Annotated in this window: 19 protein-coding genes and 1 tRNA gene; 10 read left to right on the forward strand and 10 right to left on the reverse strand. The window is 59.8% G+C overall.

The window, feature by feature from the left end; genetic code table 11:
* Window positions 1-28: 28 nt before the first annotated feature.
* The 4 genes from SBC1_RS03855 to SBC1_RS03870 form a co-directional block, all read right to left on the reverse strand.
* Window positions 29-1,699, reverse strand: a complete 1,671-nt coding sequence (locus tag SBC1_RS03855) for an NYN domain-containing protein (RefSeq protein WP_165987363.1) — start codon at window positions 1,697-1,699, stop codon at window positions 29-31.
* Between the two features lie 376 nt (window positions 1,700-2,075).
* Window positions 2,076-2,160 (reverse strand) — tRNA-Leu (locus SBC1_RS03860).
* Window positions 2,161-2,342: 182 nt separating this feature from the next.
* Complete coding sequence (locus tag SBC1_RS03865; RefSeq protein ID WP_165087095.1) at window positions 2,343-3,503, reverse strand: ABC transporter substrate-binding protein; 1,161 nt, start codon at window positions 3,501-3,503, stop codon at window positions 2,343-2,345.
* A 127-nt stretch (window positions 3,504-3,630) separates the two neighbouring features.
* A complete protein-coding gene (locus SBC1_RS03870; RefSeq protein ID WP_165087098.1) occupies window positions 3,631-4,572 on the reverse strand; it encodes a CysB family HTH-type transcriptional regulator in 942 nt (313 codons plus the stop codon).
* A gap of 219 nt (window positions 4,573-4,791) precedes the next feature.
* Here SBC1_RS03870 and SBC1_RS03875 point away from each other — a divergent pair, with 219 nt between their 5' ends.
* The 6 genes from SBC1_RS03875 to cobA all read left to right on the forward strand — a co-directional run bounded on the left by SBC1_RS03875 (window position 4,792) and on the right by cobA (window position 10,938).
* A complete protein-coding gene (locus SBC1_RS03875; protein ID WP_165987365.1) occupies window positions 4,792-6,471 on the forward strand; it encodes a nitrite/sulfite reductase in 1,680 nt (559 codons plus the stop codon).
* Window positions 6,472-6,503: 32 nt separating this feature from the next.
* On the forward strand, window positions 6,504-7,043 hold the full coding sequence (locus SBC1_RS03880; RefSeq protein ID WP_165087103.1) for a DUF934 domain-containing protein: 540 nt from the start codon (window positions 6,504-6,506) through the stop codon (window positions 7,041-7,043).
* The gene (locus SBC1_RS03885) at window positions 7,040-7,771 is read left to right on the forward strand and encodes a phosphoadenylyl-sulfate reductase (protein WP_165087106.1); all 732 of its coding nucleotides are present in this window, start codon (window positions 7,040-7,042) and stop codon (window positions 7,769-7,771) included. Before SBC1_RS03880 ends, SBC1_RS03885 begins: the two co-directional genes overlap by 4 nt.
* A gap of 67 nt (window positions 7,772-7,838) precedes the next feature.
* Window positions 7,839-8,801 carry a sulfate adenylyltransferase subunit CysD gene (cysD, locus tag SBC1_RS03890; RefSeq protein ID WP_165087109.1) on the forward strand — a complete coding sequence of 321 codons (963 nt, stop codon included), beginning with the start codon at window positions 7,839-7,841 and terminating at the stop codon, window positions 8,799-8,801.
* A 31-nt stretch (window positions 8,802-8,832) separates the two neighbouring features.
* A complete protein-coding gene (locus SBC1_RS03895) occupies window positions 8,833-10,170 on the forward strand; it encodes a sulfate adenylyltransferase subunit 1 (protein WP_206366040.1) in 1,338 nt (445 codons plus the stop codon).
* A 9-nt stretch (window positions 10,171-10,179) separates the two neighbouring features.
* On the forward strand, window positions 10,180-10,938 hold the full coding sequence (gene cobA / locus SBC1_RS03900) for a uroporphyrinogen-III C-methyltransferase (protein WP_165087115.1): 759 nt from the start codon (window positions 10,180-10,182) through the stop codon (window positions 10,936-10,938).
* 190 nt (window positions 10,939-11,128) lie between these two features.
* Here cobA and SBC1_RS03905 read toward each other — a convergent pair whose 3' ends face one another.
* The 5 genes from SBC1_RS03905 to lptF all read right to left on the reverse strand — a co-directional run bounded on the left by SBC1_RS03905 (window position 11,129) and on the right by lptF (window position 15,775).
* A complete protein-coding gene (locus tag SBC1_RS03905; protein WP_165987366.1) occupies window positions 11,129-12,445 on the reverse strand; it encodes a type II toxin-antitoxin system HipA family toxin in 1,317 nt (438 codons plus the stop codon).
* On the reverse strand, window positions 12,435-12,929 hold the full coding sequence (locus tag SBC1_RS03910; RefSeq protein WP_165987367.1) for a helix-turn-helix transcriptional regulator: 495 nt from the start codon (window positions 12,927-12,929) through the stop codon (window positions 12,435-12,437). The genes SBC1_RS03905 and SBC1_RS03910 overlap by 11 nt, the downstream gene beginning before the upstream one ends.
* A 190-nt stretch (window positions 12,930-13,119) precedes the next feature.
* The gene (locus SBC1_RS03915; RefSeq protein ID WP_089163491.1) at window positions 13,120-13,488 is read right to left on the reverse strand and encodes a sirohydrochlorin chelatase; all 369 of its coding nucleotides are present in this window, start codon (window positions 13,486-13,488) and stop codon (window positions 13,120-13,122) included.
* Window positions 13,489-13,524: 36 nt separating this feature from the next.
* Window positions 13,525-14,673 carry an LPS export ABC transporter permease LptG gene (gene lptG, locus SBC1_RS03920; RefSeq protein WP_165087128.1) on the reverse strand — a complete coding sequence of 383 codons (1,149 nt, stop codon included), beginning with the start codon at window positions 14,671-14,673 and terminating at the stop codon, window positions 13,525-13,527.
* A 4-nt stretch (window positions 14,674-14,677) separates the two neighbouring features.
* Window positions 14,678-15,775, reverse strand: coding sequence for an LPS export ABC transporter permease LptF (lptF, locus tag SBC1_RS03925; RefSeq protein WP_165087130.1), 1,098 nt, complete (start codon window positions 15,773-15,775; stop codon window positions 14,678-14,680).
* Between the two features lie 221 nt (window positions 15,776-15,996).
* Here lptF and SBC1_RS03930 point away from each other — a divergent pair, with 221 nt between their 5' ends.
* The 3 genes from SBC1_RS03930 (at window position 15,997) to SBC1_RS03940 (ending at window position 18,556) form a co-directional block, all read left to right on the forward strand.
* Entirely contained in the window at window positions 15,997-17,508 is a 1,512-nt protein-coding gene (locus tag SBC1_RS03930; RefSeq protein WP_165987369.1) for a leucyl aminopeptidase, read from the forward strand.
* A gap of 37 nt (window positions 17,509-17,545) precedes the next feature.
* Window positions 17,546-17,971, forward strand: a complete 426-nt coding sequence (locus SBC1_RS03935; RefSeq protein ID WP_165087134.1) for a DNA polymerase III subunit chi — start codon at window positions 17,546-17,548, stop codon at window positions 17,969-17,971.
* A 171-nt stretch (window positions 17,972-18,142) separates the two neighbouring features.
* Window positions 18,143-18,556 carry a DUF2486 family protein gene (locus SBC1_RS03940; RefSeq protein WP_206366002.1) on the forward strand — a complete coding sequence of 138 codons (414 nt, stop codon included), beginning with the start codon at window positions 18,143-18,145 and terminating at the stop codon, window positions 18,554-18,556.
* 153 nt (window positions 18,557-18,709) lie between these two features.
* On the opposite strand, the gene ilvD is transcribed toward SBC1_RS03940, so the two are convergent.
* Window positions 18,710-20,383, reverse strand: a complete 1,674-nt coding sequence (ilvD, locus tag SBC1_RS03945) for a dihydroxy-acid dehydratase (RefSeq protein ID WP_165087136.1) — start codon at window positions 20,381-20,383, stop codon at window positions 18,710-18,712.
* Window positions 20,384-20,548: 165 nt separating this feature from the next.
* On the opposite strand from ilvD, the gene SBC1_RS03950 reads away from it, so the two are divergent.
* Complete coding sequence (locus SBC1_RS03950; RefSeq protein WP_241202072.1) at window positions 20,549-21,436, forward strand: LysR family transcriptional regulator; 888 nt, start codon at window positions 20,549-20,551, stop codon at window positions 21,434-21,436.

A 21,436-nucleotide genomic window follows, 5' to 3' on the forward strand; every position in this document is an offset into this window, starting at 1 on the left:
GTCACGGCGATGACGCGTCTTCAAACGTTCACTCTTCGCTCGTTGCGGCCGCTGTCTTTCGCGGACGCCGGCTAGCGGGCGCCGTTTTGCGTGGCGTCCTTTTTGCGGCTGTTTTCTTTGCAGCCGTTTTCTTTGCACCAGGCTCGTCCGTGCTGTCGACAGTGTCGGCCGCAGAGGCAGTCTCAACCGGCGCTTCCGGCTGTGTCTTTGCCACGACTTTTTTCGCGGCAGCCTGACGTCCACGCCGCGCTACGCCGCGTTTGGGCGACGGCGTTTCACTTACTTCGCTCGAACTTGTTTCGCTCGATTGCGCAGGCGTTTCTTCCGTGCGTTCCAAGAACACGAATTCTTCCTTAGCCTTCGGCGGTAGCGTGAAGAACGGTCGCTCGTCGGCGGCCTCTGCGTAAGTTTCCACATGAGCTTCCGCGTGAGTTTCGGACGGCAACTCCTGTGCTACATCGAACAGCGGTTCGTGAACCTGCGGCCTTGGGTTCCGGTTGTTTCGGCGATTGCGGTCGCGGCCCTGCCTGGGTCGCGCTTCCAGTTGCGCCTCGGGTTGCTGCGCGGGTTGCGGTTCGTCGAAAAGAGGTTCCGCGACCTGCGATCGCGAGTGCGGTCCATCCCTGCGATCACGCTCGCCAACCGATTCGGAGTGCGCTTCCGGAGGCGTTGCGGATTGGGCATCGCGCGGTTCATCGAAGAGCGGTTCGGAAACTTGCTGACGCGGGTTGCGGCCTTTCCTCCGATTTCGGTCGTTACCTGAGTTACCCGCATTCCCCGTCTGCCGATTTTCCTTCGGCGCGACGGGCGCCTCGACGTCCCTTACTGATTCAGTGACGGCCACTGATTGCGTGCGAAACACAAACGAACCCGATTTCTCGTCCCGTCCCACTTCGAGCAGACCACGCACCTGCGCTTCTTCCAGCAGATTGCCGAACGCGCGAAAGCCGTAGTACGACTCGTTGAAATCGGGCTTGCGTCGCTTGATCGCGCTCTTGAGCACCGAGGCCCAGATCTTCCCGCTTTCGCCGCGCTCGGAGGCAAGGTCATCGAACGTTTCCACCGCAATTGCAATGGCCTTGGCCTTTCGTGCTTCGAGTTCCTGTTTGGGCTGGCCGTCTTCGGGTGAACGCTTCGCCGACGATGCCGTCGCGTTCGCCTCGCGAGCGTCGCGTGCTTCACGGGCCTCGCGCGCTTCCCGCTTGGCGATCGAGCGTTGCTGCTCGCGCACGAGGTCATCGTAGAAAATGAATTCATCGCAGTTCGCGACGAGCAGATCGGACGTGGAGTTCTTCACGCCGACACCGATCACCTTTTTCGCGTTCTCACGCAGCTTCGAGACGAGCGGCGAGAAGTCCGAATCGCCGCTGATGATGACGAACGTATCCACGTGTGATTTCGTGTAGCAGAGGTCGAGCGCGTCGACGACGAGCCGGATATCCGCTGAATTCTTGCCCGACTGACGCACGTGCGGAATTTCGATCAGCTCGAAACTCGCTTCGTGCATCGCGGCTTTGAAACCTTTGTAGCGATCCCAGTCGCAGTAAGCCTTTTTTACCACGATGCTGCCTTTGAGCAGCAGCCGTTCGAGCACCGGCATGATGTCGAACTTGTCGTACTTTGCGTCGCGCACGCCGAGGGCGACGTTTTCGAAGTCGCAAAACAACGCCATGCTGACGCTATCAGGGGATGAGGCCATAGAAACTCCAGCAGGAATGCCGGGTAAGCACGGCAGTATTAACGAGCGCACATGATATCTGTTTGTGAGCCGGGGTTTTGCGGGAGAGAAACAATCGTGGCGGGGGAGGAGCCTCGCGGTCGCGAGTCGCGCCACTGGCGTATCGAGGAATAGGCGTCTTCTGATCGTCGGGATGTTCGGATTGGCGATGCCTGATTTCCCGCGACGAACAGCTCTAAGTGGATGCTGATGCGCGGCCCTGGCGAACTCTCGCCAGAAGAACCTGTGTTCGGTTCGGGTTCCCCGGGCTAGCCGTGACCTTTCCTGTTCATTGATCTAACCGAGGCCCAAATGCGAAAAAGCCGTCTCTGCACACGCAGAAACGGCTTTTCGGAAATGGTGCCCGGGGCCGGAATCGAACCGGCACGCCTTGCGGCGGGGGATTTTGAGTCCCCTGCGTCTACCAATTTCACCACCCGGGCAAACAGCATTTGAACCAGCCGACTGAGACGAAAAAAATCCGACGCCAACCGGCAAGTCAGCGATTATGCCGAAAATCGTTTCCGGCGGCAAGTCCTTGAGCACGTACGGCAGACTACCGCGCTCATCGGCTCAGTTATCGGCTCATTCATCGGCTCATTCATCGGCTCACGCGGCCGCTCGCTCACTGGCTCAAATACGTGAACTGGCCGTTCTTGATGATGCCCATCACGCTGGCCCGTTGATCCAACCCGACGTGATCGGTCGCGCTGGTGTTGACCACACCATTGGGCACAACGAGTTCATGCGCGTGCTCCAGCTCCGAGCGCAACGCCACTCGAAACGCCACCGTCCCAGGCTGCCCGGCCTTCAGCGCGCGTCCGACCGCATCCTGCAGCCGCGGATAGACCCCGGCAGCATCGCCGGCAAACTGCGTGACCGTGCCTTTGCCGTACTTCGCCTCGTAAGCGTCAACAAAAGCCAGCGCCGCTTTCTTCGATGGATGATCCGCAGGCAATGTCCGGGCGACCACGACCGGTTGCGTCGGGAACAGTGTGCCTTCAACATCCTTGCCGCCGAGCTTGATGAACTCCGGCGTGGCAATGCCATGCGTCTGATAAATCGCGCCTTTATAACCGCGCTCGATCAGCGTGCGTTCCGGTAACACCGTCGGCGTGCCCGCGCCCGCAATCAGCACCGCATCGGGTTTCGCGGCCATCAGCTTGAGAATCTGCCCGGTCACGCTCGCGTCGGTACGATTAAAACGCTCACTCGCGACCACCTTGATATGGCGCAACTCGGCGAACTTCGAGAATTCGTTGAACCAGCTATCGCCGTAACTATCGGCGAAACCGATGAAACCGACCGTCTTCACGTTCCGGCTGACCATCGTGCGGGTCATGACGTCGGCCATCGCGCGGTCCGTCTGGGCCATCTTGAACGCCCACACCTTCTTGCCTTCCTGCGGCTCCACAACTGATGCCGAGCCGATCAGCGTGATCATCGGCGTCTGGTATTCGGCCACCGGATCAAGCGCCGCTAGTGCAGCCGGCGTGATGTTCGGCCCGACGATCACATCGACCTTGTCTTCTGTAATCAGCTTGCGGATATTGCGCACGGCCGCGCCCGGATCGGAGCCATCGTCGAGAATGATGTATTCCGCCTGTTGACCCGCAATCGTCTTCGGCCACATCAGCATGGCGTTCTTGCTCGTGATGCCGATGGCGGCCGCCGGACCCGTGCTCGACAAATCGATACCGACTTTCAGCTGCGCACTGGCCGCTGCACTGAAAAACGCGAGTGCGCTGAACATTAGCGCCGGGCGCATGAACTTCGACAACTTCATTGGATGCTCTCCGCGAAGAGGTGTGGTTTAAAAATGCTGAAGTGTGGGATGACAAAAATCGCGCGGCACGAGTTTCGACGCGGGTTTTGACTTGATCGTTGCCCGCGTCTTGCCGAAACCCGGTCGATCAAAGCTCGTAGCTTTCGTGTTCACCCGAGAGCGCCTGCTCGATCAGCTTGCGGTTCATGGAAGGCGAAAGCAGTTCGACCAGCGTGTACACATAACTGCGCAAATACGCGCCTTGTTTCAAGGCGAGCCGCGTGACGTTCGTGCCGAACAGATGGCCGACAGGCATCGCGCGAAGATGTTTATCGCGTTCGGGGTTAAACGCGATATCCGCGAGAATGCCCACTCCCAGGCCCAGCTCGACGTAGGTCTTGATCACGTCGGCATCAATCGCTTCCAGCACGATATCGGGCGTCAGGTTGCGCAGCGCGAACGCCTGGTTGATCTTCGAGCGGCCGGCGAACGCGTTGTCGTAGGTAATGATCGGGAATTGCGCGAGGTCGTCGAGCGTCAGCAGCTTGCGCTCGAGCAGCGGATGATCCGGCTGCATCACGGCCACGTGATGCCACTGGAAACAAGGCAACGACACCAGTTCTTTATAGTTAGCGATCGCTTCCGTGGCGATGGCGATATCCGCCTGATCGTGGATGACCATCTCGGCCACCTGCGTCGGACTACCTTGCAGAATTGAAAGGTGTACCTTTGGAAAGCGCTTCTTGAACTCCGCGATGGCGTTCGGCAACGAATACCGCGCCTGCGTGTGCGTGGCCGCAATGACAAGATTGCCCTGATCCTGCGCCGCGTAATCCTTACCGACACGCTTCAGGCTTTCCACTTCCTGCAAGATTTTTTCCACCGATGCCAGGATAATTCGCCCCGGCTCCGTCAGCGAACGAACCCGTTTGCCATGACGCGTGAAGATCTCGACCCCGAGTTCATCCTCCAGCTCGATGATCGCCTTCGATACCCCCGGCTGCGACGTGAACAGCGCTTTAGCGGCTTCGGTGAGGTTGTAATTCTGCCGGACGGCTTCGCGCACGAAGCGGAACTGGTGCAGATTCATATATAACCCATCCGCATATCAAAGTAATTTATCAGTCGTTTGCAATATATAGGAAGTTTATTACCATCGAGCCAATTTTTCCAATATCGATATCTGTATTTGTCATAAGCAAATGAACGCACTGTCCGAACGGCGTGCCAGGCAATGACTCTACTGATGACGATGTGCGGCGTGGCTAGGACGCCGGACTGACGGAACTACTAAAACTGGGGCCCCCGAATGTATCAATACGATCAGATCGACCAGCAAATCGTCGACGAACGCGTCGCTCAATACAGCGACCAAGTGCGCCGGCGTTTGTCGGGCGAGTTGAGCGAAGAAGAATTCCGGCCGCTGCGCCTGCAGAACGGGCTCTATTTGCAGCGCCACGCGTACATGCACCGCATCGCGATTCCGTACGGCAACCTGCGCAGCGACCAGATGCGCATGCTCGGCACGATCGCGCGTGAGCACGACCGCGGCTACGGCCACTTTTCGACGCGTACCAATATCCAGTTCAACTGGATCCAGCTCGAAGAGACGCCGGAAATTCTGCGCAAACTGGCATCGGTGCAAATGCATGGCATTCAAACGTCAGGCAATTGCATCCGCAATATCACGGCCGATCAATTTGCCGGCGTGGCGCCCGATGAAATCGTCGATCCGCGTCCGTGGGCCGAAATTTTGCGTCAGTGGTCCACCTTTCACCCCGAGTTCGCGTGGCTTCCGCGCAAGTTCAAGATCGCGGTCAACGGCTCGGTGGAAGATCGCGCAGCCGTGCAAGTGCACGACCTGGGCGTGTACCTGAAGAAGAACGCAGCCGGCGAAGTGGTCGCGAGCATTCTTGCGGGCGGTGGCTTGGGTCGTACGCCTATCGTTGGCGCGATCATCAAGGAAGATCTGCCCTGGCAGCATCTGCTGACATATTGCGAAGCCGTGTTGCGTGTGTATAACCGCTACGGCCGTCGCGACAATATGTATAAGGCGCGTATCAAGATTCTCGTGAAGGCGCTGAGCCCCGCCAAGTTCGCGCAGCAAGTGGAAGAGGAATGGGCGCATTTGAAGGATGGTCCTTCCACGCTCACGCAAGAAGAACTGACACGCGTGTCGCAGTTCTTTGCACCGCCCGCGTATGAAAAGCTGCCGGATACGGATACATCGTATGAAAAGCATCTCATCGAGAGCAAGCCGTTCGCGCGGTGGATTGAGCGCAACGTGCGGCCGCACAAGGTGCCGGGTTATGCATCGGTGACGTTGTCGCTGAAGCCGACAGGCATTGCGCCGGGCGACGCAACGGACAAGCAGATGGAAGCGGTCGCCGATCTCGCCGACGAATTCTCGTTCGGTGAAATCCGCGTCTCGCACGAGCAGAACCTGATCTTGGCGAACGTGAAGAAGCGCGACCTGTACACGGTGTGGGAACGCGCGAAGGCGCTGGGTTTCGCGACATCGAATATTGGTTTGCTCACCGACATCATTGCGTGCCCGGGCGGCGATTTTTGCTCGCTAGCAAACGCGAAGTCGATCCCGATTGCGCAAGCTATTCAAGAGCGTTTCAGCGATCTCGACTACGTGTACGACCTCGGCGACCTGACGCTGAACATCTCGGGTTGTATCAATGCGTGCGGCCATCATCACATTGGCAACATTGGTGTGCTGGGTGTCGATAAAGATGGCTCAGAGTGGTATCAGGTCACGCTCGGCGGCGAGCAAAGCTCGGGCGTAACGGGCGCGCATCTTGGCCGCGTGATCGGCCCGTCGTTCTCGGCGGAAGAGATGCCCGACGTGGTGTCGCAAGTGATCGATACGTTCGTTGAGAACCGTATTGAAGGCGAGCGGTTCATCGAGACGTATGGCCGTATCGGCATCGCACCGTTCAAGGAACGTGTGTACGCGTCGCGCCAGCCGGCACATGCCTGATTCGCTACATTGAGTCGCTAAGGAATAAGCACATGGCTTTGATAATCAAGAATCGCGAAGTGGTTGAAGACGACTGGACCGTGGTGCGTGCCGCTGAAGATGGCACGCTGCCCGCAGTCGATGCATTGTTGCCGGGCAAGGTGATTGTGCCGTTCACGTGGTGGAAAGAGCACAAGAACGCGCTGACCGCGGCGCACAAGAAAGAACCGATCGGCGTATGGCTCGCCCCCGACGATGAACCCGCGGAACTGGTCGAAGACTTTGACAATATCGCGTTGATCGCCGTCGATTTCCCGAAGTTCAGCGATGGCCGTGGTTTCAGCATCGGCCGTTTGCTGCGCGAGCGTTATCAGTGGAAGGGCGAGTTGCGGGCTATCGGCGACGTGCTGCGCGACCAGTTGCGCTTTCACGCACGTTGCGGCTTCGATGCGTTCGCCGTTCGCGCCGATAAAGACATTCACGACGCGCTGAACGCGTTCGCTGAACTGAGCATCCCGTATCAAGGCGCGGTGGACAATCCGGAACCGCTGTTTCGCCGTCGTGGCGCAGCCCTCTCCGGAGCGTCTGCATGAATGCCGAACTGCAAGCCAAAGTCGAACGCCTTGATGCGTTGCTCGATTCCATCGCGCAACGTCATGCGAACGTCAAGCTAGCCAGCAGTCTCGCCGCCGAAGACATGTTGCTTACGCACGCCATTCTTTCGCGCAGCGTAAAGATCGGCATCTTCTCGCTGAACACGGGTCGTCTGCATGCTGAAACGCTAGGCATGATTGATCGCGTGAAAGAGCGTTATGGCCATGACATCGAACAGTTTCATCCGCAGCCGCAAGCGGTTGAGGAGTACGTTCGTGATCACGGTCTGAACGCGTTCTACGAGAGCGTCGATCTGCGTAAAAGCTGTTGCGGCATTCGTAAGGTGGAACCGCTGAATCGCGCGCTGAAGGACGTGAGCGCATGGGTCACGGGACAGCGACGCGAGCAATCCGTAACGCGCGTAGAGTTGCATGAAGAAGAGCACGACGCGCCGCGTGGTATCGCGAAGTTCAATCCGCTGGCGGACTGGACTGAAGCCGATGTCTGGGCTTATTTGAAGGCCTTCGATGTCCCCGTCAACCCGCTGCACGCGCGCGGTTATCCAAGCATTGGCTGTGAGCCGTGCACGCGCGCCATCCGTCCGGGCGAAGACAGCCGAGCAGGACGCTGGTGGTGGGAATCGCGGGATACGAAGGAATGCGGATTGCACGTGACGAATATAAAGATCGTGGAAGACCGCAGCGCAGCGCCAAGTTCGGCGCTCTGAACGCATTGATATTGACGCATGACGCCGCAACGTGGGTGTCATGCAAAGCAACCAAGGAACGACGCATATGAGCAGCACGCTCGATTCAACAGTCAACGCCCCGATCGAGAATCGCGGCAACCGGATGGACCACCTCGACTGGCTCGAAGCCGAGTCCATTCACATCCTGCGCGAACTCGTGGCCGAGTGCAGCAAGCCGGCGTTGCTGTTCTCCGGCGGCAAGGATTCGGTCGTCGTGCTGCATCTTGCATTGAAGGCATTTGGCCTGGGCTCGGGCCGCAAGACCGTGTTGCCGTTCCCGCTGGTTCATATCGATACCGGTCATAACTTTAGCGAAGTGATCGACTTCCGCGATCGTCGCGCTGCTGAAATTGGCGCGGAACTCGTGGTCGGTCATGTCGAGGATTCAATCAAGAAAGGCACTGTGCGTCTGCGTCGCGAAACGGATTCGCGTAACGCTGCACAAGCGGTGACGTTGCTTGAAACCATCGAAGAGTACGGTTATACGGCGTTGATCGGCGGCGCGCGTCGCGACGAAGAAAAGGCCCGCGCTAAAGAGCGCATCTTCTCTTTCCGCGATGAATTCGGCCAGTGGGATCCGAAAGCGCAACGCCCGGAATTGTGGAGCATCTACAACGCGCGCCTGCATAACGGCGAGCACTTGCGCGTGTTCCCCATTTCGAACTGGACCGAACTGGATATCTGGCAATACATCGGGCGCGAGAATCTTGAACTGCCGTCTATCTATTACGCGCACGATCGCGAGATCATCCGCCGCAATGGTTTGCTCGTACCGCTGACGCCGCTTACGCCGTTGCAGGAAGGCGAAGTATCGGAAGTCACGCAAGTGCGTTTCCGGACCGTCGGTGACATCAGCTGCACGTGCCCTGTTGCCAGCGATGCCGACGACGTCGAGAAGATCATCGCTGAGACGGCCGTGACGGAAATCACGGAACGCGGCGCCACGCGCATGGACGATCAAGCGTCCGAAGCCGCGATGGAAACCCGCAAGAAACAAGGCTATTTCTAAGCATCACGCCGCAAACAAGGAACAGGGAAACATCATGAGCATTCATCAACCCGAAGACCTCGGCGTGTTGCGTTTTATTACGGCGGGTAGCGTTGACGACGGCAAGAGCACGTTGATCGGCCGGCTGTTGTTCGATAGCAAGGCGGTGTTGTCGGATCAACTGTCGGCGTTGTCGCGCGCGAAGAATAAGCGCACCGTTGGCGATGAAATCGATCTGTCGCTGCTGACCGATGGTCTTGAAGCCGAGCGTGAGCAGGGCATCACGATCGACGTGGCGTACCGCTATTTTGCGACCGCGAAGCGCAAGTTCATCATCGCCGATACCCCCGGCCACGAGCAGTACACGCGCAATATGGTGACGGGCGCATCCACGGCGCATGCGGCGATTATTCTTGTGGATGCCACGCGCGTGACGTTGCAGGACGGCGTGGCGCAATTGTTGCCGCAGACCGTTCGCCATAGCGCGATCGTGAAGCTGCTTGGGCTGCAGCATGTGATCGTCGCGATCAACAAAATGGACCTGATCGACTTCAGCGAATCGCGCTTCAACGAGATCCGCGACGCGTACGTTGAACTCGCGCGCCGGCTTGGCATTGCCGATGTGCGCTTTGTGCCGGTGTCGGCGCTCAAGGGTGACAACATCGTGACCGCCAGCGAGCGCATGCCGTGGTACGCGGGCGAGCCACTGCTCGATCTGCTCGAAGCGCTGCCGGTTGCGCAGCCCGTTTATCAGGCGCTGCGTTTCCCGGTGCAATGGGTCGCGCGCCAGGACGGCAGCCAGGCCGACGACTTCCGCGGCTACATGGGCCGGGTGGAATCGGGAGAAGTGAAGCTGGGTGACACGATCACCGTGCTGCCGGCCAATCGCGAGGCCACCGTTACCGAGATCATCGCGCCGGTTCCGGGCGGCGTGGCGCAAGTGGATCGTGCGTTCGCGGGGCAGACGGTGACCATTCGCCTGGCGGAAGATGTCGATGTGTCGCGTGGCGATACGTTCGTGCCGCATAACACGAACGCCGCGACGAGTGGCGCGAAGATCGAGCCGGCGAAGAAGCTGGACGCGGATCTCTGCTGGTTCGATGAAGAGCCGCTCTCGCCGCAGCGCAAGTATTTGCTGAAGCAGACCACGAACACGGTGTTCGCGCGGATTGGCGCGATCAAGGAAGTGCTCGACGTGCATACGCTGCTGCATGCGGTGGACCGCCATAACCTGACGATGAACGACATCGGCCGCGTGGCGCTGACGCTGCAAAAGCCGATTGTCTGCGATGCCTACGACACGCATCAGGGTACGGGTGCGTTTGTTCTTATCGATGAAGCGACGCATCACACGGTTGCGGCCGGTATGATTCGCTCGTTCTCAGCCTGAGTATTGACTATGGGTAAGGTGTATTTGATCGGCGCGGGGCCCGGTGCTGCGGACCTGATTACGGTTCGCGGCGCGAAGCTGTTGAGCCAGGCGAACGTCGTTTTGCATGACGCGCTGATTGAGCCAGCCATGCTCGACTACGCGCCCGACGCGCGCAAGATCGCAGTGGGCAAGCGTTGCGGACAGCGATCGACCGCTCAGCACTTCATCAACAAGCAGATTGTCGATGCCGCTCGCGAACATGATGTCGTCGTGCGCCTGAAGGGCGGAGACCCCATGTTGTTCGGCCGCGCGGACGAAGAAATGCGCGCGCTCGAAGCGGCGGGGATTGAGTACGAAGTGGTGCCGGGGATCACGGCCGCGCTGGCGAGCGCCGCGACGTTGAAGCGCTCGCTGACCTTGCGCGGAGTATCGCGCAGTGTTGCTCTGGCGACTTACAGCCGTGCCCCTGACAGCGATGAAATCCGCGAGCAGGCAAGCGCGGATTCGCTCGTGTTCTACATGGGCCGCGACAGCGCGCCGGAGATTGCGCAGCAACTGATTGATGCAGGGCGGCCGGCGTCGACGCCGGTTGCTATCGTCGAGGCTTGCAGTACACCGCGCGAACGGTCGCTGACGCTGACGCTGGGCGAAATGGCGATTGGCGATGCGCAAGATTGGCTCGATGCATCGCAGCCGAGTTTGCTGATGATCGGTGAGGCATTTGCGGAGCGGTCGGTGCTGGTGCCGGTCGAAAGCGCGGAAGCGGCATTGCAAGTTGCAGCCTGATTTAAACCGAAGGTGACATGGAGAAAACGCGCCGCCGCGCGCGGGATCTTTGGTTAACGTAGCTTGCCGTTCGTCTCATTGAAAAGCCCTCGTTGGTCACTGACCCACGAGGGCTTTTTCACATTCATGCGGGGTGTTCTGATGCTTGCACCAATTGGTTTTTCAACCTCCGTTTCGAAGCCTTGAAGAACTATGCCTTCGCTACCGCTTTCTCCACTTCGCGCAGACCAATAGCGTGGGGCTTCCGAAACGCCGAGGCGATCTTGTCGCACTCTCCCTTGGAAACGCCGAAGTCCTCGAAGTAAATTCGCCACTCCCTCACGACAGCCGACAAACGCTGGATGATTTCAACGGCCGCGTGTTTGAGCAGGCCGAATCGGCCCGCGGCGGAGAGGGCATTGTCGAGCGTCGCCAGCCGGCCCATTGCCGGACCCACCCCCAGTACGAGAAAGCGGTCGGTGCCGACCTGCGGCTTCGGCACGACGTCGTAAAGGTCGCTCAGGCGCCAGCCCTTGTTTGCTCCATCCCACACGAACGCATGATTGCGAAGATGGTCATCGTCGTTCGTCACGAGGATGTTGAACACCATTCGCTTGAACAACTCGACCTTGTCAGCCGCCACGAAGCCCGTCGCGCCGCGTTCACCGATCAGGTCCGCCAGGTCCGCGTAATTGGCCGACGCGGTATCGCTCTCATGCATCTTGAGCATGGTCAGCGCGCTCACGACGTGGCGTTTGCCAAATGCGCCCCCGGGCAACGGCACGCGGTCAAATCGTTCGATCAGCATGACATCCCTCCCGTCGGCCAAGTGAATGGGCTTGGTTGCAGGAACGCGCATGCCGCACTCGCGGGCGAGTTCAAGCGTGGCGCGCTCCACGACAGGAATGTTGAAACCGTCCCGGGCGACGGGGAATTTGGCAACCCATTGCCGTCCATCGTCCAGCAGAACGGCCTTTGGCCGCGCACCGCCGAACGTTGCGCCCACGCTAAAGAGCAACTGCAGCTTTTTCGGTACCGGCTTGCCGTCCTGGATCATCGCTGCTGCGTCGAGCAGATAGGACAGCGCCTTTGCGTCCGGCAACTTGCCGGGTTCCGCAGGTGCGGAGGGGGAGTCCCTGAAATCCAGCGCGCCAGTCCGGTGCGGGCCGGCATGAGCCAGATATTCGGTTTCGGGCAGGCCGTCGGGCGCCGCCCTCAACATATTCTCGATCACGCGCCGTCCCCAGGAATCCGGGGCCGAATCACGAATTGCGCCAAACAGCGCCAATCCCGCAGGGGGCTGAAATACCGTTTCTTTAGACTTCTTCGCTTCGTCCAGAGGCATGCTGACCGGGTCCACAGCAGCGGCGTTTGCACGTTGCAGGTACTTGTTGCCGTAGACGAAGGTTGACCCGACGGGCTTGATACCTTCTTCGAGTAGTTCGAGCTTGCCGGCAGGAACCGCCTCGGCTGCGCCTTCGAGGGCGATGAAGACGTATTTGCTCCATGTCTTTGTATTAAAAATCATACTCACCCGTCTTCGAAGGCGTCTTGCGTGGCCGCACACGAGACTCAGTTTTGCGCCGCGCTTCGCCGACCACGTCGTTTTGCGGATTCGCGAGCGGCTGGAGCAATCCGAGGAGGCCGGCACGTTCGAACGCGTGCAGCCACGACGAAAAACTGACCGAAACGTCGCCGTTTTCTATACGTATCAGGGTGCTCTGGCTGATGTTGGCTCGTTCGGAAAAATCCTTCCGTGTCATGTTGCGTGCGATCCGGGCGGCGGCGACCGCGCGTCCCAGCCCCGCGGCCTGAAGCCCGAGTTCTGGCGACGAAAAATCCTTGTTGTTGCGCTTCATTTTGTCGTATCTGACATAAAAACCCACATAATTGGTCAGTATAGACAAAATCTCGAGATCATCAAATCTTCGAGATGGCAAAATTAGCCATATCTGAATAAATAAGTGACTTAATTGGTCAGATATGGCTATTTTGGACTGGTTGAAAGGCATGTGATTGATGGTCTGGTCCCACCGGGGGGGCGAAGCTCACCCCGGAGGCGGTCTTCGCGCGCAGCCCCAGTCGCCGTGGCATCGACCAAGAAAATCCTTCGGACAAGACAATGCCCCGGAAGTCCATGACTCGCGGGGCACTGTGGAATTCAATCGTGCTTGGCTAGCACGTTAGTGAGGCGCCAAATACCTACTCAATCTGCCGAACGCAATATTGCGCAACAGCATCCAGCACCGAGTCGTCTTCACCGACCGCCGTTGCGCATTGAATGGTCAGCGATGGAAACATCAAGCGGCATCGATCGAGCAACTCAGGCAGGTCACGACGTATATGGCCGCCCTGACCGAAGAACACGGGCACGACGGTGAGCGCATCACACCCGTCCGCCGCCAGGCGTTCGATAGCCGTGGGTAAATCGGGGGTCATCAGCTCAAGAAATGCCAGCGATACGGGCGCGCTGCGCATGGCGCGCAGCTTCGTGGCGAGCCGTTCGAAAGGCTCGGCCCAGCGTGGATCGCGGGCTCCGTGGCCGAACAAGATCATGCCATGCTTGCTCATCGCGTCCTCCGCTTCCTAAGGTACCTTCCTAAAGCCCTAATGCCGGTCCACCCACCGCAATCCGATCAATCCGACGATCAAATACGCCAGCGCCGGCGCTGCGGCCGTCAACGGCGCGGGCCAGGTGTTCAGCGTACCAATGTGCGAGAACAGCGTGTTGATCAGCTGGAAGCTCATGCCGATCATGATGCCGCCGAACACCTTTACACCGACCACGCCGGCGCGCGTATGCAGGTACGCGAACGGCAGCGACAGCACCAGCATCACGAGCACCGCGAGCGGATACAGGATCTTGCGCCAGAACGCGATCTGATAACGCTGCGTATCCTGATGATTTTCCGTCAAATGCTGGATGTAGTGGAACAGGCTGAACATCGACATCCGGTCCGGCGACACCAGCAACACCGACAAAATCTGCGGCGTGAGTTCAGAGCGCAGCGAATACTCAGGCAGAGTGATCTGTTTCGCGCGATACACCGGATTGAGCGCGTCACCGGGATTCACGGCTTGGGGCGGTGCGTCGATGAGTTCAGTGTCCGTTACGTCGGTGAGTTTCCAGTGACCCGGCGGCTGGAACACGCCGCTCTTCGCGATCCGCACGTTCGTCAGGCGGAACAGCGAATCGAATTCATAGATACGCACGTTCGCAATGGTCGTGTCCGGGTTCAGCGTGCCCACGTTCACAAATCGCGTGACCTGTTCGCCGTCCGCGCGCGCGGTCAGCGTGTCTTTCACCCAAACGCCTGATTCAAAGTTCATGGAAACCGACGACCCCAGCGCCTCGAGCCGTACTTTCTCGGAGAGCTGGTCGGAGTAGGGGCCAACCACTTCGCCGATCACATAGGTCAGCAGCACCATCGGTATGCCGATCTTGAGCAGCGAGCGCAGCGCCTTGCCGGTGGACAATCCGGACACGCGGAAAATGGTGAACTCGGACGCGGCGGCCATTTGCGCAAACACGTAGATGGCCGCGATCAGCGCGGCTACCGGGATGATTTCGTAGAAACGCGAGGGCGTCTGCAAGGCCACCCGAAGCACGGCGAGTCCGAACTTGTAGTTGCCATGGCCGACCGTGTTCAGCTCGTTGATCAGGTCAAAGAAGAAGAACAGGCCTGAGAACGCAAACAGGATGAAGATGAACGCGAGATAGATCTGACGCGCGAAATACCGTTCGTAAATGCGCATTGCGTCAGGCCCCTTTCGAGCGCATGAACGCCGACAGCTTGAAGAGCGGGCGATTGCGTATGCGCATCCAGAAGATGAACCCGACCATGACCGAGACGATTATGTGCAGCCCCACCAGCCCGACAACAAACGATACCCGGCCTTGCTCGATCCACGACTGCACCACGTTCAGCAGGTTGGAATACGTCAGATAGATCAGCACTGCCATCACGAGATTGATTGTGCGACTGCGTCGCGGGTTCTGGTAAGAGAGCGGAATGGCAAGCAGCATCAGGTTGATCGCGATCAGCGGCAGACCCGCGCGCCACGCAATTTCGGCAAGGTTCTCGCGGGTGGGATTGGCCAGCAATTCACCCGTATACATGCCGGTTGTGGTCGGCGTGTTCACAAATTGCTGGCTTTGAATTTTCACGCCGTAACGCTCGAATTCCATGATCCGAAAGTTCGGCTGGCCCGGAACGCCGTCATAGCGCCGGCCGTTTTCCAGCACCACGAAACGATCGCCGTTGGCGTGCGTTTCGGTATGGCCGTTCTTCGATACCACCACGTTGACCTTGCCGCCTTCCGTGCTTGTCACGAACACGTTCTGCACGTGCCCCTGATCCGGCGACATCTTTTCGATAAAAAACACGCGGTGGCTGGTTGGCGATTCGCGGAACTGGCCGGGTGCGAGCAGTGAGACTTCGTCGCGTTGCTGGAACCGTGCCTTGATCAGCTTGCTTTGCAAATTTGACCAGGGCCAGACGACGAATGCGAAAAATACAATGGCGATGATGATGGGCGTGGAGAAGATCGCGACCGGTTTGATCAGAGCCGTTTGACTGACGCCTGAGGCGAGCCACACGACCATCTCCGAGTCGCGATACCAGCGCGTCAGCACGAAGAGGATGGACACGAACAGGGTCACGATCATGATCACGGCGAGATAGCCGATGACGGTGAGGCCGATCAGCACGACGACGTCGCGCGGGTCGACTTGCCCCGATGCTGCAAAGCCGACGATGCGGATCATCATCGTGGTCAGCATGATCGTGAGCAGAACCATGAATACGGCGCCAGCCGTATACGCGAGTTCACGCTGAAGGGAGCGTTCGAAGATCATTGATTGTCAGGTGGAAACCGGCGGCGACGAGGCGGTTGGATTATGTGCGGTCCGCGTTTGGACCACACGCCATGACAAACGTGCCGATTGAACGAGTCACGAACGAGTCATGAGCGAGACATTCAATCCGGGTATCGCTGCCTGCGACCGTCTCGGAAAAAAATAGCGGATAATTGCGGCTTTTCATCCTTCAGCCCAGATTTTATCCGAGGATAAGCGCGATGGACTTTAGCATAAAAGCCTGTGATTGGAGCAAAGGCTCGGCAAATGGTTTCCTTAACGGGAAGGCCGATGTAGTGGTGCTCGGCGTGTTCGAAGCGCAGACGTTGACGGGCGCAGCCCGCGAGATGGATTTGGTGACCAAGGGGCTGCTTACGCGCACGGTGAAGGCCGGCGACATGAGCGGCAAGGCGGGTTCCACGCTGATGCTGACCGAAGTAACGGGGATTGGCGCGTCGCGAATTTTGCTGGTCGGGCTTGGCAAGCAAGACGCTTTCAATCAAAAAGCTTACGCGGAAGCCGCGCGCACCGCCTGGCGTGCGCTGCTTGCCACGAAGATCGCGAACGTGGCTTTCACGCTCGCCCAACTGCCGGTGCCCGAGCGCACCAGCGACTGGGGTGTGCGCTGCGCCATCCTCGCGCTGCGCGAGTTGACCTACAAGTTCACGCAGATGAAAAGCAAGCCGGAAAACGGTGATCGCGCGCTGAAGAAGGTGGTGTTCAGCATCGATGCCGCCGACGAAAAAGCGGCGAAGCTTGCGTTGAAACACGCCACGGCGCTCGCCAACGGCATGGATCTGACGCGTGATCTCGGCAACTTGCCGCCGAACGTCTGCACGCCCACGTATCTCGGCCATACCGCGAAAAAGCTGGGCAAGGAGTTCAAGCTGAAGGTGGAAGTGCTCGGCCAGAAACAGATCGAAGCGCTGGGCATGGGTTCGTTCCTGTCGATCGCGAAAGGCTCGGTCGAACCGCCTGCGTTTATCGTGATGCATCACCAGGGCGCGGGCGCGAAGGCAGCTCCCGTCGTGCTGGTTGGCAAGGGCATTACGTTCGACACCGGCGGCATTTCCATCAAGCCGGGCGAAGGCATGGACGAGATGAAGTACGACATGCTCGGCGCCGGTTCGGTGTTCGGCACCATGCGCGCCATCGCGGAAATGGGGCTGAAGCTCAACGTGATCGGCGTGGTTCCGGCGTGCGAGAACATGCCGGCTGGCAACGCGGTGAAGCCGGGTGACATTGTCACGTCCATGTCGGGCACGACTATCGAAGTGTTGAACACGGACGCGGAAGGTCGCCTGATTCTCTGCGACGCGCTGACCTACGTGGAACGCTTCAAGCCCGCGGCAGTGATCGATATCGCGACGCTCACGGGCGCATGCGTGGTCGCGCTTGGCCATCACAACACGGCTTTGTTCTCGAAGGACGACGCGTTGGCGGGCGAGTTGCTGGACGCATCGAAGGAAGCCATCGATCCGACCTGGCGCATGCCGCTCGACGACGAGTATCAGGACCTGCTGAAGTCAAATTTCGCCGATGTCGCGAACATTGGCGGACGGCCGGGCGGCGCGATTACCGCGGCGTGTTTCCTGTCGCGGTTCGCGCAGAACTATCCGTGGGCTCACCTCGATATCGCGGGGACGGCGTGGAAAAGCGGCGCGGCAAAGGGCGCAACCGGTCGTCCGGTGCCCTTGCTCACGCAATTCCTGGTCGATCGCGCGGGCCAATGAGCGTGATTGAAGCAAGCGTGAGCGGGGAGGCACAGGCATGACGCGTATCGATTTCCATTCGAATGTGGGGGATTCGATCGCGTACGCCTGCCGCCTTGTGCGCAAGGCTTACCTGAGCGGCCAGCCGTTGATCGTGCTGGCTGAACCCGAGCGGTTGAAGCAGTTCGACGAGCAATTGTGGACCTTCAAGCCGCTCGAGTTCGTGCCGCATTGCATGGCGGACAGCGCGCTGGCGGGGCAAACGCCGGTGTTGCTGACGGCGTCGCTGGAGTCGCTGGTGCAGGATCAGCGGCATCAGATCCTGCTGAATCTCGGCGCAACGGTGCCGCCGCAGTTCGCGCGGTTTGAACGCCTGCTGGAAGTGGTCGGCAACGAGGAGCACGAACTCGTGGCCGGGCGCGACCGGTATCGGTTCTATCGCGATCGGGGCTACGTGCTCAACAACTACAAGCAGGGCGGCTGAGCGCGCCGCTCAGCCGGAGCCTCACACGCTGCCTTAGTCGCTGCCTTAGTCGCAACCAGCAGCGGCCACGCGGTATGATCGCAAAAACGCGCGCCGTTAGCCCGCAGTCAGCCTGCTATCAGGTTGCCATTAGGTTGCCATCAGCCTGCCATCAAGAGACGGAGTCCACTCGTGCCCATCACCATCGCGCCCGATACGGCTGAAACACCCGAAAATTTCGATTCCTCCATTCCCGTCCTGACCGATGTGATCGTGCCGGGCCGCCCGGATCGCGCCCGTGTTGCACCGCGCGCGCCGGAGCCTGTGTTGTCGCCGGCGGCTGCGCCTTCGCGCGAGGAGCTTGCACACGGCGCGGATCGTGACGCCGATGTAATCGCAGACAGGCTGCGCGGACGCTTCACGCACTTTTTGACAGGCGATGGCCGTGCGTTGATCGAGGAACGTTGCAGAGAGTCGTTGCAGGAGCATTCCACCTGGCTGGTCAGCCAGATTACGCGGGAGGTTGCGTTGGCGCTGGAAACCGAGTTGACGCAATGGGTGCGCGAGGCGGTGGCGGACGAACTGGAACGGCGAGGGCGCCAGTAAGAAGAGGTTTTCGGCACGATTCCGGCCGCCGGCGCTGGGCCCGGCCCGGCGCAGCGGCAATCCAGCAATCGAGCATTAATCCGGCATTGCTTCTTGCCGGCGCCGGCGGAACCTGAAACGGTCTACCGGCGCCAAGCTAAAAACAACGCGCAATCAACCCGTTACCGCGCCCTTGTTCGCCGGCAACGCGAGCGCAGCATACTTGGCTAGCACGCCACGCGTATAACGTGGCGCAGGCTGTTTCCACTCCCCGCGGCGACGCTCGATCTCGGCATCATCCACGTTCAGTTGCAACAGCAGCTTGTGAGCGTCGATAGTGATCGAATCCCCTTCCTTGATGAACGCAATCGTGCCGCCCGCGTAGGCTTCCGGAGCAACGTGACCCACCACCATGCCCCACGTGCCGCCGGAGAAGCGTCCATCGGTAATCAGGCCCACCGATTCACCCAGCCCCTGGCCGATGATCGCTGAAGTCGGCGCCAGCATTTCCGGCATGCCCGGACCGCCCTTCGGGCCGAGATAACGCAACACGACAATGTCGCCCGCCTTGATCTGACCCGCGACAATCGCGGTCATCGCACTTTGCTCGTCCTCGAACACGCGCGCCGGGCCGGTGATGACCGGGTTCTTCAGGCCGGTGATCTTCGCCACGGCGCCGTCCGGTGCCAGGTTGCCCTTCAGAATTGCCAGATGGCCTTCGTCGTAGAGGGCCTTGTTGATCGGGAAAATCACGTCCTGGTCGGCACGCGGCGTCGACGGCACGTCCTTCAGTTCTTCCGCAATGGTCTTGCCCGTGATCGTGATGCAATCGCCGTGCAGCATGCCCGCGTCGAGCAAGATCTTCAGCACTTGCGGAATGCCGCCGGCCTTGTGCAGATCGGTCGCCACATACTGGCCCGACGGCTTCAGGTTACAGATCACCGGCACTTTCTTGCGCATGCGCTCGAAGTCGTCGATGCTCCATTCCACCTCGGCCGCATGGGCGATAGCCAGGTAGTGCAGCACGGCATTGGTCGAGCCGCCGGTTGCCATGATCAGCGCAACCGCGTTTTCAATCGATTTCTTCGTGATGATGTCGCGCGGCTTGAGATCAGCCTTGACCGCTTCGACCAGCACGCGCGCCGATTCCGCAGCCGACGTGACCTTTTCTTCGTCGGGGTTCGCCATGGTCGATGAATACATCAGCGACATGCCGAGCGCTTCGAACGACGAGCTCATGGTGTTGGCCGTGTACATGCCGCCGCACGAACCACTCGACGGGCACGCGTTTTTCTCGATGCCGTCAAAGTCTTCCTTCGACATCCGCCCAGCCGAGAATTCGCCCACGGCTTCAAACGACGACACGATGGTCAGATCCACGCCTTTCCAGTTGCCCGGGCGGATCGTGCCGCCGTACACGTAGATGCCGGGCACGTTCATGCGCGCGAGGCCGATCATGCCGCCCGGCATGTTCTTGTCGCAGCCGCCAATCACGACCACGCCGTCCATCCACTGGCCTTGCACGGCCGTTTCAATACAGTCGGCGATCACTTCGCGCGACACGAGCGAGTACTTCATGCCTTCGGTGCCCATCGACATGCCGTCCGAAATGGTCGGCGTGCCGAAGGTCTGTGGATTGGCGTCCGACTTGCGGATCGATTCGACGGCGGCATCGGCGAGCTTTTGCAGGCCCGAGTTGCACGGCGTGATGGTGGAATGACCGTTGGCGATGCCGATCATCGGCTTGTCGAAGTCTTCTTCCTTGTAGCCGAGGGCGTAATACATCGAGCGGTTGGGGGAACGCGCGATGCCTTGCGTGATGTTTTTCGAGCGGCGATTGAAGGCCATGTGGGGCTCCTTGAGGATTTTATTGTCTGGTCGCGAAAGAATGAAGCTTGTACGAACGCGTGTCCAATATATTATTCAGGGTCTATTAAGTCGCAGGGCATATCAGTGGAAGCGCGGAACATAGAACTTAGATTGTTGCGGTATTTTGTGACGGTTGCCGAGGAAATGCACTTCGGACGGGCTGCAGGGCGGCTTGCGATGACCCAGCCGCCGTTGTCGCAGGCCATCCGGGCGCTCGAAGACATGCTCGGCGTGGCGCTGTTCGTGCGGACGAAGCGTTCCGTCGAGCTGACGCCCGTGGGCAAGGATCTGCTGCCGGAAGTGCGACGGCTGCTCGCGGGTGCGGATGCGTTAAGACCGCTCGCCCAGTCGCTTGCGCGGGGCGAGGCGGGGGTTTTGTCGCTTGCGTTCGTTTCCACCGCCGATTACGGCCTCCTGCCGCTGCTGCTGCGCGATTTCGGCGCCCGTTATCCTGGCGTGCGCCTGCAACTTGTGGAAGCGACCAGCGACGTCCAGGTGGAGGAGCTGGTGGCGGGCCGCATAGATGCCGGGCTCGTGATTCCCCCGCTGCCGCCGCGCCACGCCGTCGCGCTGTCGTATTTACCGATCGCGCGCGAGCCGTTGGTCATCGCCATGTCGGGTGATGTCGCGGCGGAGCTCGGGCAGGGCGCCGAAGAGTGGTCGCAGACGCCTGTCAGCCTTCACCAACTCGCCGATGCCCCGCTCGTCGTCTTTCCACGGCGTCTCGCGCCCGGTTTCTATGACATGATTATGGGTTGCTACGGCGCGGCCGGCCTGATGCCGCGAGTCGGGCAGGAGGCTATTCAGATGCAGACCATTGTCAGTTTGGTATCGGCTGGCATGGGTGTCGCGCTCGTGCCGCAGTCACTGCGTCATCTGCGCAGGACCGGAGTGGTGTATCGTCCGTTGCTCGAATCGGGTCCAGTTGTGGAGACGGGACTCGTGTGGCGTGCAGCGGAGGTCAGCCCGGTGCTCGCCGGTTTTATCGATATAGTGCGCGCTCATGCGGCTACCGTGCCTGCGTTGCCGTGA

It is taken from the genome of Caballeronia sp. SBC1 (genome assembly GCF_011493005.1).
Lineage (GTDB): Bacteria > Pseudomonadota > Gammaproteobacteria > Burkholderiales > Burkholderiaceae > Caballeronia.

Coding starts and splice junctions, on each gene's coding strand:
- SBC1_RS03855 (WP_165987363.1), bottom strand. CDS start 1,699: ATGGCCTCATCCCCTGATAGCGTCAGCATGGCGTTGTTTTGCGACTTC.
- SBC1_RS03865 (WP_165087095.1), bottom strand. CDS start 3,503: ATGAAGTTGTCGAAGTTCATGCGCCCGGCGCTAATGTTCAGCGCACTC.
- SBC1_RS03870 (WP_165087098.1), bottom strand. CDS start 4,572: ATGAATCTGCACCAGTTCCGCTTCGTGCGCGAAGCCGTCCGGCAGAAT.
- SBC1_RS03875 (WP_165987365.1), top strand. CDS start 4,792: ATGTATCAATACGATCAGATCGACCAGCAAATCGTCGACGAACGCGTC.
- SBC1_RS03880 (WP_165087103.1), top strand. CDS start 6,504: ATGGCTTTGATAATCAAGAATCGCGAAGTGGTTGAAGACGACTGGACC.
- SBC1_RS03885 (WP_165087106.1), top strand. CDS start 7,040: ATGAATGCCGAACTGCAAGCCAAAGTCGAACGCCTTGATGCGTTGCTC.
- cysD (WP_165087109.1), top strand. CDS start 7,839: ATGAGCAGCACGCTCGATTCAACAGTCAACGCCCCGATCGAGAATCGC.
- cobA (WP_165087115.1), top strand. CDS start 10,180: ATGGGTAAGGTGTATTTGATCGGCGCGGGGCCCGGTGCTGCGGACCTG.
- SBC1_RS03905 (WP_165987366.1), bottom strand. CDS start 12,445: ATGATTTTTAATACAAAGACATGGAGCAAATACGTCTTCATCGCCCTC.
- SBC1_RS03910 (WP_165987367.1), bottom strand. CDS start 12,929: ATGCCTTTCAACCAGTCCAAAATAGCCATATCTGACCAATTAAGTCAC.
- SBC1_RS03915 (WP_089163491.1), bottom strand. CDS start 13,488: ATGAGCAAGCATGGCATGATCTTGTTCGGCCACGGAGCCCGCGATCCA.
- lptG (WP_165087128.1), bottom strand. CDS start 14,673: ATGCGCATTTACGAACGGTATTTCGCGCGTCAGATCTATCTCGCGTTC.
- lptF (WP_165087130.1), bottom strand. CDS start 15,775: ATGATCTTCGAACGCTCCCTTCAGCGTGAACTCGCGTATACGGCTGGC.
- SBC1_RS03930 (WP_165987369.1), top strand. CDS start 15,997: ATGGACTTTAGCATAAAAGCCTGTGATTGGAGCAAAGGCTCGGCAAAT.
- SBC1_RS03935 (WP_165087134.1), top strand. CDS start 17,546: ATGACGCGTATCGATTTCCATTCGAATGTGGGGGATTCGATCGCGTAC.
- ilvD (WP_165087136.1), bottom strand. CDS start 20,383: ATGGCCTTCAATCGCCGCTCGAAAAACATCACGCAAGGCATCGCGCGT.
- SBC1_RS03950 (WP_241202072.1), top strand. CDS start 20,549: ATGCACTTCGGACGGGCTGCAGGGCGGCTTGCGATGACCCAGCCGCCG.